The 12,666-nt window shown below is 56.9% G+C and carries 12 protein-coding genes; 9 read left to right on the top strand and 3 right to left on the bottom strand.

The window, feature by feature from the left end; genetic code table 11:
- Positions 1-140 precede the first annotated feature (140 nt).
- The 3 genes from ACX3P5_RS14845 to mutH all read right to left on the bottom strand — a co-directional run bounded on the left by ACX3P5_RS14845 (position 141) and on the right by mutH (position 1,965).
- Positions 141-359 (bottom strand): YgdI/YgdR family lipoprotein, encoded by a 219-nt coding sequence (locus ACX3P5_RS14845; protein WP_233987237.1) that lies wholly within the window; start codon positions 357-359, stop codon positions 141-143.
- A 118-nt stretch (positions 360-477) separates the two neighbouring features.
- Entirely contained in the window at positions 478-1,188 is a 711-nt protein-coding gene (locus tag ACX3P5_RS14840; RefSeq protein WP_458968928.1) for a TerC family protein, read from the bottom strand.
- A gap of 99 nt (positions 1,189-1,287) precedes the next feature.
- On the bottom strand, positions 1,288-1,965 hold the full coding sequence (mutH, locus tag ACX3P5_RS14835; RefSeq protein ID WP_233987239.1) for a DNA mismatch repair endonuclease MutH: 678 nt from the start codon (positions 1,963-1,965) through the stop codon (positions 1,288-1,290).
- A gap of 684 nt (positions 1,966-2,649) precedes the next feature.
- On the opposite strand from mutH, the gene rppH reads away from it, so the two are divergent.
- The 9 genes from rppH to recC all read left to right on the top strand — a co-directional run bounded on the left by rppH (position 2,650) and on the right by recC (position 12,585).
- Entirely contained in the window at positions 2,650-3,177 is a 528-nt protein-coding gene (gene rppH / locus ACX3P5_RS14830) for an RNA pyrophosphohydrolase (RefSeq protein WP_031376193.1), read from the top strand.
- A gap of 12 nt (positions 3,178-3,189) precedes the next feature.
- The gene (gene ptsP / locus ACX3P5_RS14825) at positions 3,190-5,436 is read left to right on the top strand and encodes a phosphoenolpyruvate--protein phosphotransferase (protein ID WP_336756421.1); all 2,247 of its coding nucleotides are present in this window, start codon (positions 3,190-3,192) and stop codon (positions 5,434-5,436) included.
- 120 nt (positions 5,437-5,556) lie between these two features.
- On the top strand, positions 5,557-6,438 hold the full coding sequence (gene lgt, locus ACX3P5_RS14820; protein WP_094120945.1) for a prolipoprotein diacylglyceryl transferase: 882 nt from the start codon (positions 5,557-5,559) through the stop codon (positions 6,436-6,438).
- Positions 6,435-7,229 carry a thymidylate synthase gene (gene thyA / locus ACX3P5_RS14815; protein WP_233987241.1) on the top strand — a complete coding sequence of 265 codons (795 nt, stop codon included), beginning with the start codon at positions 6,435-6,437 and terminating at the stop codon, positions 7,227-7,229. The genes lgt and thyA overlap by 4 nt, the downstream gene beginning before the upstream one ends.
- Before the next feature lie 192 nt (positions 7,230-7,421).
- A complete protein-coding gene (locus ACX3P5_RS14810) occupies positions 7,422-7,892 on the top strand; it encodes a prepilin-type N-terminal cleavage/methylation domain-containing protein (protein WP_233987242.1) in 471 nt (156 codons plus the stop codon).
- Positions 7,889-8,416, top strand: a complete 528-nt coding sequence (locus ACX3P5_RS14805; protein WP_458969189.1) for a prepilin peptidase-dependent protein — start codon at positions 7,889-7,891, stop codon at positions 8,414-8,416. The genes ACX3P5_RS14810 and ACX3P5_RS14805 overlap by 4 nt, the downstream gene beginning before the upstream one ends.
- Positions 8,413-8,817, top strand: a complete 405-nt coding sequence (locus ACX3P5_RS14800; RefSeq protein ID WP_233987243.1) for a DUF2509 family protein — start codon at positions 8,413-8,415, stop codon at positions 8,815-8,817. Before ACX3P5_RS14805 ends, ACX3P5_RS14800 begins: the two co-directional genes overlap by 4 nt.
- Positions 8,777-9,103 carry a prepilin-type N-terminal cleavage/methylation domain-containing protein gene (locus ACX3P5_RS14795; RefSeq protein WP_458968927.1) on the top strand — a complete coding sequence of 109 codons (327 nt, stop codon included), beginning with the start codon at positions 8,777-8,779 and terminating at the stop codon, positions 9,101-9,103. Before ACX3P5_RS14800 ends, ACX3P5_RS14795 begins: the two co-directional genes overlap by 41 nt.
- A 104-nt stretch (positions 9,104-9,207) precedes the next feature.
- On the top strand, positions 9,208-12,585 hold the full coding sequence (gene recC / locus ACX3P5_RS14790; protein ID WP_336756415.1) for an exodeoxyribonuclease V subunit gamma: 3,378 nt from the start codon (positions 9,208-9,210) through the stop codon (positions 12,583-12,585).
- Positions 12,586-12,666: the final 81 nt, after the last annotated feature.

Genomic DNA, 12,666 nt, shown 5'->3' with positions numbered 1-12,666 from the left:
TGCCAGCTTCCTTTTCTTTATGGAATGGAATGTTGTCTCCTCAGGGACTATAGCGCGAGCAATGGCGGGGAAGGAAGGGGGAAAAGTCGGGGAAAACGCCTGCCAGCGGGGAAGATGCGGCAGGCGAGTCAATTTCGCACTTAGCGTTCAATGATGGTCGAGACCTCATCGCCGTTAATCTGTACTGCGTGACCCGACTGATCGGTGTACTGCACCAGCCCGGTTTCTTTATCAATGGTCGGCTTACCTTCGGTCATAATCATCCGGCCATCTTTAGTTGCCATCACATAATCTGAACTGCATCCGCTTAACATCGCTGCGGTTAGCGCCACAATTGCTACACCTGCCCATCCTTTCATTACGCCTCATCTCCACACATCATCGACTGCAAAAAGTGTAGTAATAAATTGTTTTGCCGGCCGGGTTAATCGTAGGAATCTGAAAATTTGCGGGCGAGCACGCTCGCCCTTGACATTTCTATGCGGTTTTCTTCTTACCGCGCATCAGGTTAAGGCACTCAACCGCCATTGAGAAGAACATGGCAAAATAAATGTAACCTTTTGGTACATGAACCGCGAAACTCTCCAGAATCAGGGTGAAACCGACCAGAATCAGGAAAGCTAACGCCAGCATTTTCACCGACGGATGGCGCTCAACAAACTCACCAATGCTGCGGGCAGCGAACATCATCATCAGCACTGCGATCACTACCGCCGCCATCATGATAAACAGATGATCGGAGAGGCCGATGGCGGTAATCACCGAGTCGAGGCTGAAAATAATATCCAGCAGCATGATCTGTACGATCGCGCCGAGGAACGAATGGACGTTGGATTTCTGTTCCGCTTCGTTACCTTCGATGGTTTCGTGGATCTCCATGCTCGATTTCCACAGCAGGAACAGACCACCGAACAGCAGAATCAGATCGCGGGCAGAGAAGGCGTGGTCCATCAGCGTAAACAGCGGATTGGTCAGTCTGGCCACCCAGGCGATAGAGGCCAGCAGTCCCAGACGCATTAACATCGCGCCCAGTAAACCGATGCGGCGTGCGCTGGCTTGCTGGTGCTTAGGCAGTTTAGCGACCACTAACGACAGGAAAATAATGTTATCAATACCCAGCACCACCTCAAGGATGGTCAGGGTTCCCAGTGCCAGCCAGGCGTTGGGATCGGCAATCCACTCAAACATACCTACATTCAATCCTAAACGAAAATTAAACGGGGATTATACGCACTGAATTTGCTTCTCTCCCACAAAATTGCGCCACGTCAGGTGAGAATGTCATTGCTACAGCAGAAAGTGGCGCGCCAGCAGCGGTCCGGTAAAACTCTTCTTCAGGTAAAAGCCGCGCGGTAAGGTTAGGATCGGTTGACCCTGATCGCCAATCCCTTCGGTCAGCGCTTTACTGTTGGCGGCTTTGGGACGGATCTGCAGCCAGGCGCCGTGGCGGGCGGTGATCTGATCTACCTGACCCAGCACAATCATATCCATCAACTCTTCCCAGTCCTGACGCAGCATCTCATCTTCTTCTGCGTTCGGGCTCCATAACAGCGGTGCCCCGACCCGACGCTGCCGCAGCGGAATATCACGCTGGCCTTCGACCGGGATCCACAACACCCGCGCCAGTTTGTGACGTACGTGGCTGGTCAGCCAGGTAACGCCACTGTTACCGGTAAGCGGGGCAACGCAGACAAAGGTGGTTTCCAGCGGTTTCCCTGTGGCATCAATCGGAATGGTTTTTAGCTCAATACCGAGATGGGCGAAGTCCTGCTCGGCTTTGCTGCCGGCACTGGCCCCGAGCAGCAGTTCCAGCAGCATACCGACCCAGCCTTTATCGCGTTTCAGGTCGGGAGGCATCGTCAGACCGGCCCGATCGGCCAGCGTTTCCAGCGTTAATCCGGCTAACGCCTGCGCCCGGGCCAGCAGGATAGCTTCATCTTCAGGCGGTGCTGGCAGGTGGCTCATGGTGATTACTCATGTTGCTTAAAATTTGCACAGGATGTTGCGCAGTGGGGTTAACTGAACAATTCACTGCGCTGAGTGAGGATAATAACATGATAGATCGTGCTTTTTTCAGCGGATCTCGCGGGCAATGAAAGGGGTGCTTGCAGGTTATCCCAACTTACTCGCAACAATGAACAGGATCTCATACCCGGTTATCCACAGAAAAGTGGGATAACCCGCCAGCCTGTGCGGTACTGGTTCCATTTACAGCCTTGACTTTGCCGTTTTTGACGCTAATTTCACCGCTCTGACCTAAGGCTGAGCGATCTGTTGTGGATAACCTGCTAAGCGATTAAAATTCATCCAACTGTAAAGAGTGGACAGTTTTGTCGGGGGTTAATCGCCGTGATAATTTGTTTATTCTTCAATTTTATCTATTATAATCAACCTGATATGGAATAATGGATTTTTCATCTGCCTGAAACGTTCAGCAAGGTTATTCAGTTAACTCCCGCGTTCTGCACAAAGCTATCCACAGAAAAGGTGAATAAGATCGATTTTTCTGAAGGGGATTGTTCATAACTAGCGGCTTCTCTGTGAGTTATCCCGGAGTTTTACGCTTAACACCCCGTGAATCCAGTGGTTTACCGCCTGTAAGGAGTGTGAAACAATCAGCCTATTCAAATTTAGCTTTGAGGTAGTCCGGTGATCGATGATGATGGCTACCGCCCGAATGTTGGTATCGTAATTTGTAACAGGCAGGGACAAGTGTTATGGGCCAGGCGCTTTGGACAGCACTCCTGGCAATTTCCTCAGGGAGGCATCAATCCCGGTGAAACCGCTGAACAGGCGATGTATCGCGAACTGTTCGAAGAAGTGGGGTTACACCGTAAAGATGTTCGAATACTTGCATCTACCCGTAACTGGTTGCGCTACAAGTTGCCAAAACGTTTGGTGCGTTGGGACACAAAGCCGGTATGTATCGGCCAGAAACAAAAGTGGTTTCTTCTGCAGTTAATGTCTAATGACGCGGATATCAATGTGCAGCACAGCAGCACGCCTGAGTTTGACGGCTGGCGCTGGGTGAGCTTCTGGTATCCGGTGCGTCAGGTTGTCTCCTTCAAACGCGACGTCTACCGTCGGGTGATGAAGGAATTCGCTGGCGTGGTGATGTCTATGCAGGAGAGTGCGGGGCAGCGAAACAATCCTGCCCATCGACGTAAGAGAGGATAGGCCACGCCCTTTATGCTCACTCAGTTGCGCGAAATTGTAGAAAAAGTGGCGAGTGCGCCGCGTCTGAATGAAGCACTCGACATTCTGGTCAATGAGATCTGTCTGGCGATGGAAACGGAAGTCTGTTCCGTTTACCTCGCCGATCACGATCGTCGCTGCTATTACCTGATGGCGACGCGCGGCCTGAAAAAGCCGCGTGGCCGCACCGTGACGCTGGCGTTCGACGAAGGCATCGTCGGTTTAGTCGGTCGTCTGGCCGAGCCGATCAACCTCGCCGACGCGCAAAGTCATCCCAGTTTTAAATATATCCCCGCGGTGAAAGAGGAGCGCTATCGCTCCTTCCTCGGCGTGCCAATCATCAGCCGTCGCCAGCTACTGGGCGTGCTGGTGGTACAGCAGCGTGAACATCGTCAGTTTGATGAGAGCGAAGAGTCGTTTCTGGTCACGCTGGCCACGCAGATGGCGGCGCTGCTGTCGCAATCCCAGATGGGGCAGCTGTTTGGTCAGTTCCGTCAGACCCGGATACGCGCCATCGCCGCCGCGCCAGGCGTGGCGGTAGCACCGGGCTGGGTCGATGAGACGCAGCCGCTGCTCGATCAGGTCTCCGCGGCCTCAACGCTGGATGTTCAGCGTGAGCGTGAACGCCTGTCGCTCGCCATGAGCGAAGCCGCCAGCGAATTTCGCCGTTTCAGCAAGCGTTTCAGTGCCAGCGTGCAGAAAGAGAGCGCGGCGATCTTTGACCTCTATTCCCACCTGTTAACCGATGCCCGTCTGAAGAAAGATCTGTTCGATGAGATCGAACGCGGATCGGTGGCGGAGTGGGCGGTTAAACAGGTGATCGAGAAGTTTGCCGAACAGTTCGCCAGCCTGACCGACAGCTATCTGCGGGAACGCGCGGGTGATCTGCGCGTGCTGGGTCAGCGTCTGTTATTCCATCTCGATGATTCGCTGGTCGGCACCAACGCCTGGCCGGAGCGGTTTGTGCTGGTGGCGGATGAACTGACTGCCACCTCGCTGGCGGAGCTGCCGCACGAGCGGCTGGCTGGGGTGGTGGTGCGCGACGGTGCCGCTAACTCCCATGCGGCGATCCTGACGCGTGCCATGGGTATCCCGACGGTCATGGGTGCTGATATCCTGCCGCATCAGCTGAATAAGCGGCTGCTGATCGTCGATGGTTACCGTGGCGAGCTGTTAATCGATCCCGAACCGGTGCTGGTGCAGGAGTATCAGCGGCTGATCAGCGAAGAGAACGCGCTGAGCAAAACGGCCGAAGGGGTCGTCGATCAACCCGGTGAGCTGAAAAGCGGCGAGCGGGTGCAGGTGATGCTGAACGCCGGATTAAGTCCGGAGCATGAACAGGCGCTCGGCAGCTGGGTTGACGGCATCGGCCTCTATCGCACCGAAATCCCATTTATGCTGCAGAACGGCTTCCCGTCAGAAGAGGAACAGGTGGCACAGTATCAGGGCATGTTGCAGCTGTTTCACAACAAGCCGGTCACGCTGCGCACCCTTGATGTGGGCGCGGATAAACAGCTGCCCTACATGCCGATCAGTGAAGAGAATCCCTGCCTGGGCTGGCGCGGTATCCGCCTGACGCTCGACCAGCCGGAAATTTTCCTGGTCCAGGTGCGTGCCATGCTGCGGGCGAATGCGGCCTCCGGCAACCTCAGTATTCTGTTGCCGATGATCAGTCATATCGACGAAATCGACGAGGCGAAACGGCTGATCGATCGTGCCGGTCGCGAAGTGGAAGAGATGCTGGGCTACACCATCCCCACGCCGCGCATCGGTATCATGATTGAAGTGCCGTCGATGCTGTTTATGATCCCGCATCTGGCGTCGCGCGTCGACTTTGTCTCGGTCGGCACCAACGATCTGACCCAGTATCTGCTGGCGGTGGACCGCAATAACACCCGCGTGGCCAATCTCTACGACTCGCTGCACCCGGCGATGCTGCGCGCCCTGCACGCTATCGCCCGCGAAGCCCGTCAGGCCAATCTTGAACTCTGCCTGTGTGGTGAAATGGCAGGCGATCCGATGTGTGTCGCGCTGCTGGTGGGGATGGGGTATCACCATCTCAGCATGAACGGTAAAAATGTGCCGCGCGTGAAATACCTGCTGCGCCATCTGGATCAGGAAGAAGCGCAGAAGCTCAGTGAACAGGGAATGAATGCGCATACCGCTACCGAGGTTCGCCATCTGGTCTCTACCTTTATGGAGCGGCGTGGACTGGGCGGTCTGATCCGCGGAGGCCGCTAAGCGTTATCCGCATTTACATTTCGGCGTCAACTGACAAAACCGGCTGTGCTATGATGCGCAGCCTTAATTTATGTGCCTGTTAACGCCCTTTTTTCAGGGCCGAAGAATAGACGGTGAATGATGAATAACGGCTATATTGCATTTCCGCAGTTCGATCCGGTGATCTTCTCTATCGGACCGGTTTCGCTGCACTGGTACGGTCTGATGTATCTGGTCGGCTTTGTTTTCGCCATGTGGCTGGCGGTGCGTCGCGCCAACAAGCCCGGCAGCGGCTGGAAAAAAGAGGAAGTGGAAAACCTGCTGTATGCCGGTTTCCTCGGCGTGTTCCTTGGCGGCCGTATCGGTTACGTGCTGTTCTACAATTTACCGCTGTTCCTGGAAAATCCGCTCTATCTGTTCAAAGTCTGGGATGGCGGCATGTCATTCCACGGTGGCCTGATTGGGGTGATAGTGGTGATGCTGGTCTTTGCTCGCCGCACTAAACGCCATTTCTTCCAGGTGGCTGATTTCATCGCCCCGCTGATCCCGTTTGGTCTCGGTGCAGGCCGTCTTGGCAACTTCATTAACGGCGAGCTGTGGGGCCGTGTCGATCCGGGGTTCCCGTTTGCCATGCTGTTCCCAGGCTCACGCAGCGAAGATGTCGCGCTGGCCGCCACCAACCCACAATATCAGGCGCTGCTCAATACCTACGGCGTGCTGCCACGTCATCCTTCGCAGCTTTATGAACTGATTCTTGAAGGGGTGGTGCTGTTCATCATTCTTAACCTGTTTATTCGTAAGCCGCGCCCGATGGGCAGCGTCTCTGGCCTGTTCCTGATCGGTTACGGCGCATTCCGTATTATCGTCGAGTTCTTCCGCCAGCCGGATGCCCAGCTTGGCCTGTTTGAAGGCGGAATCAGTATGGGGCAGATTCTCTCCGTCCCCATGATTATTGCCGGTATTGCCATGATGATCTGGGCCTATCGTCGTCGTCCACAGCCACAATTTCGTGAGGAAAAATGAAACAGTATCTGGACCTGATGCAACATGTGCTGAATGAAGGCACGCCAAAAGCTGACCGTACCGGAACCGGCACGCTTTCAATTTTTGGTCACCAGATGCGTTTCAATCTGCAGGATGGGTTTCCGCTGGTCACCACGAAAAAATGCCATATCCGATCCATCATTCATGAGCTGCTGTGGTTCCTGAAAGGTGACACCAACATCGGTTACCTGAAGGAGAATAATGTCTCAATCTGGGATGAGTGGGCGGATGAACAGGGCGATCTTGGCCCGGTTTATGGCAAGCAGTGGCGTAGCTGGGGCACCGCCAGCGGCGAAGAGATTGACCAGATCAGCAAAGTGATCGAGCAACTGAAACGCGACCCTGACTCACGCCGGATCATCGTCTCAGCCTGGAACGTGGGTGAACTGGATCAGATGGCGCTGGCACCGTGCCACGCCTTCTTCCAGTTCTACGTGGCTGACGGCAAGCTCTCATGCCAGCTTTATCAGCGCTCCTGCGACATCTTCCTGGGTCTGCCGTTCAACATTGCCAGTTATGCGCTGCTGGTGCATATGGTGGCGCAGCAGTGCGACCTGCAGGTCGGTGACTTCGTCTGGACCGGCGGAGATACCCACCTCTACAGTAACCATCTGGAGCAGGCGCGCCTGCAGCTGACCCGCGAGCCGCGTCCGCTGCCGAAGCTGGTCATTAAGCGTAAACCCGCTTCGTTGTTTGACTATCAGTTCGATGATTTCGACATTGAAGGTTACGATCCGCATCCGGCCATTAAGGCGCCGGTCGCGATTTAACCCATGCAAATGAAAAAGCCCCGGTGATGCTCTGCACGCCGGGGCTTTTTTTATGCCTGAGCGGTAAAAATATGCGGCACGGCTCGCAGCGTCATGCCACTGAATGTCTGATGATCGTTATCTCTGCGATGTCGTTTCCAGCCTCTCAACAGCCCGCTTGTTCCCGCTTTCATCACCCGGCACGCTAGCGCCATGAAAAGATACCCGTTACGCGGTTTTACCCTGCCGGAACTGCTGGTGGTGATGGTGATCGCCGGCATCCTGAGCCTCGGTGCACTTCACGGCTGGCAGCGCTGGCAGCAACGGCAGCAGCTGCGCGATACCGCCCAGCAGCTGCAGGGATTTCTGTTGCGGCTGCGTGCTCAGGCGTTCCGGCAAAATCGTGACCTGATCCTCTGGTCACGTGCGGGCCAACCCTGGTGTCTTGGCAGCGGCAGTCCGCCATCAGGGCCATGTCAGGCAGGAAAGCGGCTGCATTTCGTCGCACCGTACTCTGACGTAACCTTGTACGAATTACGCGGTGAGCCGGGTTTTTACGGTCGTCGCAACGTAGCCAGAGCAGGCAGCCTTGAGCTGGGTAATGACGCAGGCCGGCTGCGGCTGATTATTTCGGCCCGGGCGCGCATCCGTTTTTGCTTTACCGAAGACGAGGCGTGCCGTTGAAAGCGGCCGGATTCAGCCTGCTGGAGATGCTGATCGCAATGGCGATTGGCGCGGTGCTGATGGTCAGCGCCGGACGTTTCTTGCCGCTGCTGCTGGGCGAAAACGTCGAATTGTTGCAGCGGGCGCAGCTGCGTCAGGAGCTTCAGCAGATCATGGCCACGCTGGAAAAGGCGGTGCGGCGTGCCGGCTATTGCCACGGCGAGTGTGGCAGCGGCGCGCTGACAATCAGTGAAAACTGTCTGCTGCTGCGCTGGGATGAGAACAGCAACGGTCAGTGGGAAGGCGTTAACCAGGCGGACAGCGATCACTACGGCTATCGCCTGCGGTTGCAACAGCTGGAGATGCAGCGTGGGGTTGATGACTGCGGTTCTGGCGGCTGGGAACGGCTCTCCGATCCGGCTTTCCTGACGCTGGAGCAGTTCAGTGTGACCCGCCAGCAGAAGCTAATCCGGTTACGGTTGCAGGGGCGAGCCGGACGCTGGCTGGAAACGGTGGAAAGCTGGGTAGAGGGTGAAAACCTGTGAAGCAGCGGGGCAGCAGCACGCTGGGCATGGTGTTAATGCTGTTAGTGATCGGCAGCCTGACGCTGCATGCCAGCCGGAAAATGCTGGAGCAGGGGATGCTGTTACTGGCTGACGAGCAGCAGTTCATACAGGATTTCTGGCGGGCGCAGTCGGCCCTGCAATGGGGCTTAACCCAACGCTGGCCGGCGGGCGAAACGGCCGGTTGCCAGCTTAACGAAGGCGAGGGCTGGCGCAGTTGTCTACAGCGAGGTGAAGATGGAAAAGGGCTGCTCAAAGGTGAGGCCAGCGGCAGTGGCACCGCGGTGTGGCAGTGGGTCACACGCCAGCAGGGCCAGATTCAGGCGCTGCCGCACGGCTGGATTGACTACTGTCCGCTCACCAGGCCAGGCGACTGTCTCTGAGAACGGCGGATTCAGCCTGCCGGAAGCGTTATTTGCTCTGCTGTTAATGGCATTAAGCAGCAGTGCGCTTTTACAGTATCATCGCGCGCTGGCTCGCGGGTTCAGCCAGCAGTGGGAGCAGCGCGAGGCGTGGCGGGTAGCGGAACAACGTCTGGTCGGGCAGGCGGTCGCAGGCTGGCATTCCACCCTGCAACGCCAGAGCAGCCCGACAGGCTGTGTGCAGGAACGGGCCGATGTCCAGGGGCCGCAGCAGCGTACGGCTACCCTGACGCGATTACGCTGTTAAACCGCAGTCGCAAACGCCCTTTTGATGGGCTTCAACCGCGATCCGCGGTAGAGTTACCGGGCCGCAATACCGCAGTTATGTTCTGAGTTACCACAGGAGTTTTCATGTTTCACGTTTATCACTCAAATCAGCTTGATGTGCTGAAGATTCTGGCGGCTGCGGTGATTAAACATGATCCACTGGATGACCCTTTCGCCTCAGAGATGGTGCTGGTGCAAAGCCCGGGGATGGCGCAGTGGCTGCAAATGGAGCTGGCCCAGACCTTTGGTATCGCCGCCAACATCGAATTTCCACTGCCGGCCAGCTTTATCTGGGAGATGTTCGTTCGGGTGCTGCCCGACATTCCGGTAGAGAGCGCGTTCAGCAAAGCCAGCATGAGCTGGAAGCTGATGCATCGTCTGCCGGAAATGCTGGAGCACGAGGAATTTATCTCGCTGCGCCACTACCTGCATGACGATGGCGACAAACGTAAACTGTTCCAGCTGAGCTCGCGGGTGGCGGATCTGTTTGACCAGTATCTGGTCTATCGCGCCGACTGGCTCAACAGCTGGGAGCGCGGTGAAACCATTGAGGGACTGGGCGAGGCGCAGCGCTGGCAGGCGGCGCTGTGGCGCGATCTGGTCAGCTATACCGAAACCCTGCGCCAGCCTAAATGGCATCGTGCCAACCTCTATGCGCGTTTTATTCAGACGCTGGAGCAGGCGCAGCACACGCCAGAAAATCTGCCGAAGCGGGTCTTTATCTGTGGCATCTCCGCCTTGCCACCGGTCTATCTTCAGGCGTTGCAGGCGCTGGGACGCCATATCGATATCCATCTGCTGTTTACCAATCCCTGCCGCGATTACTGGGGCGATATTCAGGATTATGCCTTTCTGGCGAAGCTGCAAAGCCGTCAGCGTCGGCGTCATGGCGCGGATGAACAGCGCGGACTGTTCCGTGACGTGGAACAGGCGCCTGCGCTCTTCAATGAGGCGGGTGAACAACAGCTGACGAACCCTCTGCTTGCCTCATGGGGCAAGCTGGGGCGTGACAATCTTTTTCTGCTCAGCCAGATGGAAGATAATGACGACATCGACGCCTTTGTTGAGGTGGAAGAAGACAATCTGCTGCACTGCCTGCAGTCCGATCTGCTCAACCTGCAGGACAACGCGGTCATCGGGCTGAACGCCGCCGAACTGGCGCACAGCGATCAGAAACGCCGGCTCGATCCCGCCGATCGCTCAGTGGCGGTACAGGTGTGCCACAGTGCCCAGCGTGAAGTTGAAGTGCTGCAGGATCACCTGTTAGCGTTGATGGAGGCCAACCCGGCGCTGAAAGCGCGTGACATTATTGTCATGGTGGCCGATATCGACGCTTATGCGCCCTTTATTCAGGCCGTTTTCGCCAACGCACCTGCGGACCGTTATTTACCTTTTGCCATTTCAGATCGCCGCGCCAGCCAGGCACATCCGGCGATTGTCGCGTTCCTGCACCTGCTGGCGCTGCCGGATAGCCGCTTTGTCTCAGAAGATGTACTGGCGCTGCTGGATGTGCCGGCGCTGGCCAGCCATTTCGCCATTGATGAAAGCGGTCTGCGCCTGCTGCGACGTTGGGTCAGTGAGTCGGGGGTGCGCTGGGGGCTGGATGACGCCAGCGTGGAAGCCCTGTCATTACCGATCACCGGCCAGCACACCTGGCGCTTTGGTCTGCAGCGTATGCTGCTGGGCTATGCGATGGAAAGCCATAACGGTGACTGGCAAGGCATTCTGCCGTATGACGAATCGAGTGGCCTGGTGGGCGAACTGGCCGGGCATCTGGCGGAGCTGTTGTCGCGGCTTAACCACTGGCGGCAGCGGCTGGCCGAACCACGACCGCTGCAGGCCTGGCTGCCGCTATGCCGCGAGTTGCTGAACGCCTTTTTCAGCCCGGATGCGGAGACCGAAGCGGCGTTGCTGCTGGTTGAAGAGCAGTGGCAGGCGCTGATTGAATATGGCATGGACGCCCGCTTTGAAGAGGCGATACCGGTCACCCTGCTGCGTGACGATCTCCGCAGCCGGCTGGATCAGCAGCGTATCAGCCAGCGTTTTCTTGCCGGACAGATCAACTTCTGTACCCTGATGCCGATGCGTTCGATTCCGTTCCAGGTGGTTTGTCTGCTGGGGATGAATGATGGCGTTTATCCGCGCACCTTAGCGCCGTTAGGTTTTGATTTGATGCAACAAAAGTCACGCAAAGGCGATCGCAGCCGCCGTGACGATGACCGTTATCTGTTTCTGGAAGCGCTGATCTCTGCACAGCAGCAGCTCTACATCAGCTATATCGGGCGGGCTATTCAGGATAATACGGAACGCTACCCGTCGGTGCTGGTCACAGAACTGCTGGACTATATCGGCCAGAGTTTTTATCTGGAGGGTGATGAAGAGCGTGATCTGGATGAGAGTGCGGCGCGGGTGCGGGATCATCTGCAGCATCTGCACAGCCGGATGCCGTTTGCTGCCGATAACTTCCAGCCAGCTGCCAGACTGCAGAGCTTTGCCCGCGAATGGCTACCGGCCGCGCAGGGAACGGGAGAGCCACAACCCGATTTTGTCCAGCCGCTGGCGGCACCGACGATTGAGACGCTGACGCTGGAGGCGTTTCTGCGCTTCTGGCGCCATCCGGTGCGGGCATGGTTTCATCAACGGCTCGGGGTCAATTTCTGGCTGGAAGAGAACGAACTGCCCGACAGCGAACCCTTTGCTCTTGATAATCTGGAGCGTTATCAGATTAACGCGCAGTTGCTGAATGCGCTGGTGGAAGGGGAGGATACCCAGCGGCTCTATGCGCACCACCGTGCGGCGGGTAATCTGCCTTACGGTGCGTTTGGTGAACTGTTCTGGCAGGCGCAGCGTGACGAGATGCAGGAAGTGGCGGCAGAAGTGGTTACCCAGCGCAGCGAAGGCGAGAGCTGGGAAGTCAATCTGCAGCTGGAACAGGTCAGCCTGACCGGCTGGCTGACGCAGGTGCAGAGTGACGGACTATTGCGCTGGCGGCCAGGTGTGCTGAACATGAACGACGGCCTGCTGCTCTGGCTGGAGCATCTGGTCTACTGCGCACTGGGCGGAACCGGCAGCAGCCGGATGTATGGCCGGCAACACAGTCGCTGGTGCTTTCTGGCGGTAAGTCAGCAGGAGGCCCTCACGGCGCTGAATGATTATGTCGCGGGCTACCTGGCCGGTATGCGCCAGCCGCTGATGCTGCTTAACAAAAGCGGCGGCGCCTGGTTAACGGCCAGCTATGACAAAAAAAGCCAGCAACTTCTGACTGATGAGGCGACCCAGCTTAAAGCGCGTAATCGCCTGCTGACGGCGTGGTCAGGCAGTTATCAGGTAGAGGGTGAAGGCAGCGATCCCTACCTGCAACGCCTGTGTCGCGTGCTGGAAGAGACACAGCTACACCAGATAACTGAGGCGGCACAGCGCTGGTATTTACCAGTGCTGGCTGCACATCAGGATGATGAATAGCAGGCCAGGCAGCAGATAAGTTTACTGGCTAATTACACAGAAAGTTTGCTCTGCGTTGAGCCGCGGTGTCAGACACTGACG

This window comes from Pantoea sp. S-LA4, from assembly GCF_054482835.1.
The sequence above is the reverse complement of the archived record's forward strand: the minus strand, read 5'-3'. Positions and strand labels throughout refer to the sequence as shown.

Bases quoted from the DNA above. Each gene is read 5' to 3' on its own strand.
- mutH (WP_233987239.1), bottom strand. From the start codon at position 1,965: ATGAGCCACCTGCCAGCACCGCCTGAAGATGAAGCTATCCTGCTGGCC.
- thyA (WP_233987241.1), top strand. From the start codon at position 6,435: ATGAAACAGTATCTGGACCTGATGCAACATGTGCTGAATGAAGGCACG.
- ACX3P5_RS14840 (WP_458968928.1), bottom strand. From the start codon at position 1,188: ATGTTTGAGTGGATTGCCGATCCCAACGCCTGGCTGGCACTGGGAACC.
- recC (WP_336756415.1), top strand. From the start codon at position 9,208: ATGTTTCACGTTTATCACTCAAATCAGCTTGATGTGCTGAAGATTCTG.
- ACX3P5_RS14845 (WP_233987237.1), bottom strand. From the start codon at position 359: ATGAAAGGATGGGCAGGTGTAGCAATTGTGGCGCTAACCGCAGCGATG.
- ptsP (WP_336756421.1), top strand. From the start codon at position 3,190: ATGCTCACTCAGTTGCGCGAAATTGTAGAAAAAGTGGCGAGTGCGCCG.
- ACX3P5_RS14810 (WP_233987242.1), top strand. From the start codon at position 7,422: ATGAAAAGATACCCGTTACGCGGTTTTACCCTGCCGGAACTGCTGGTG.
- lgt (WP_094120945.1), top strand. From the start codon at position 5,557: ATGAATAACGGCTATATTGCATTTCCGCAGTTCGATCCGGTGATCTTC.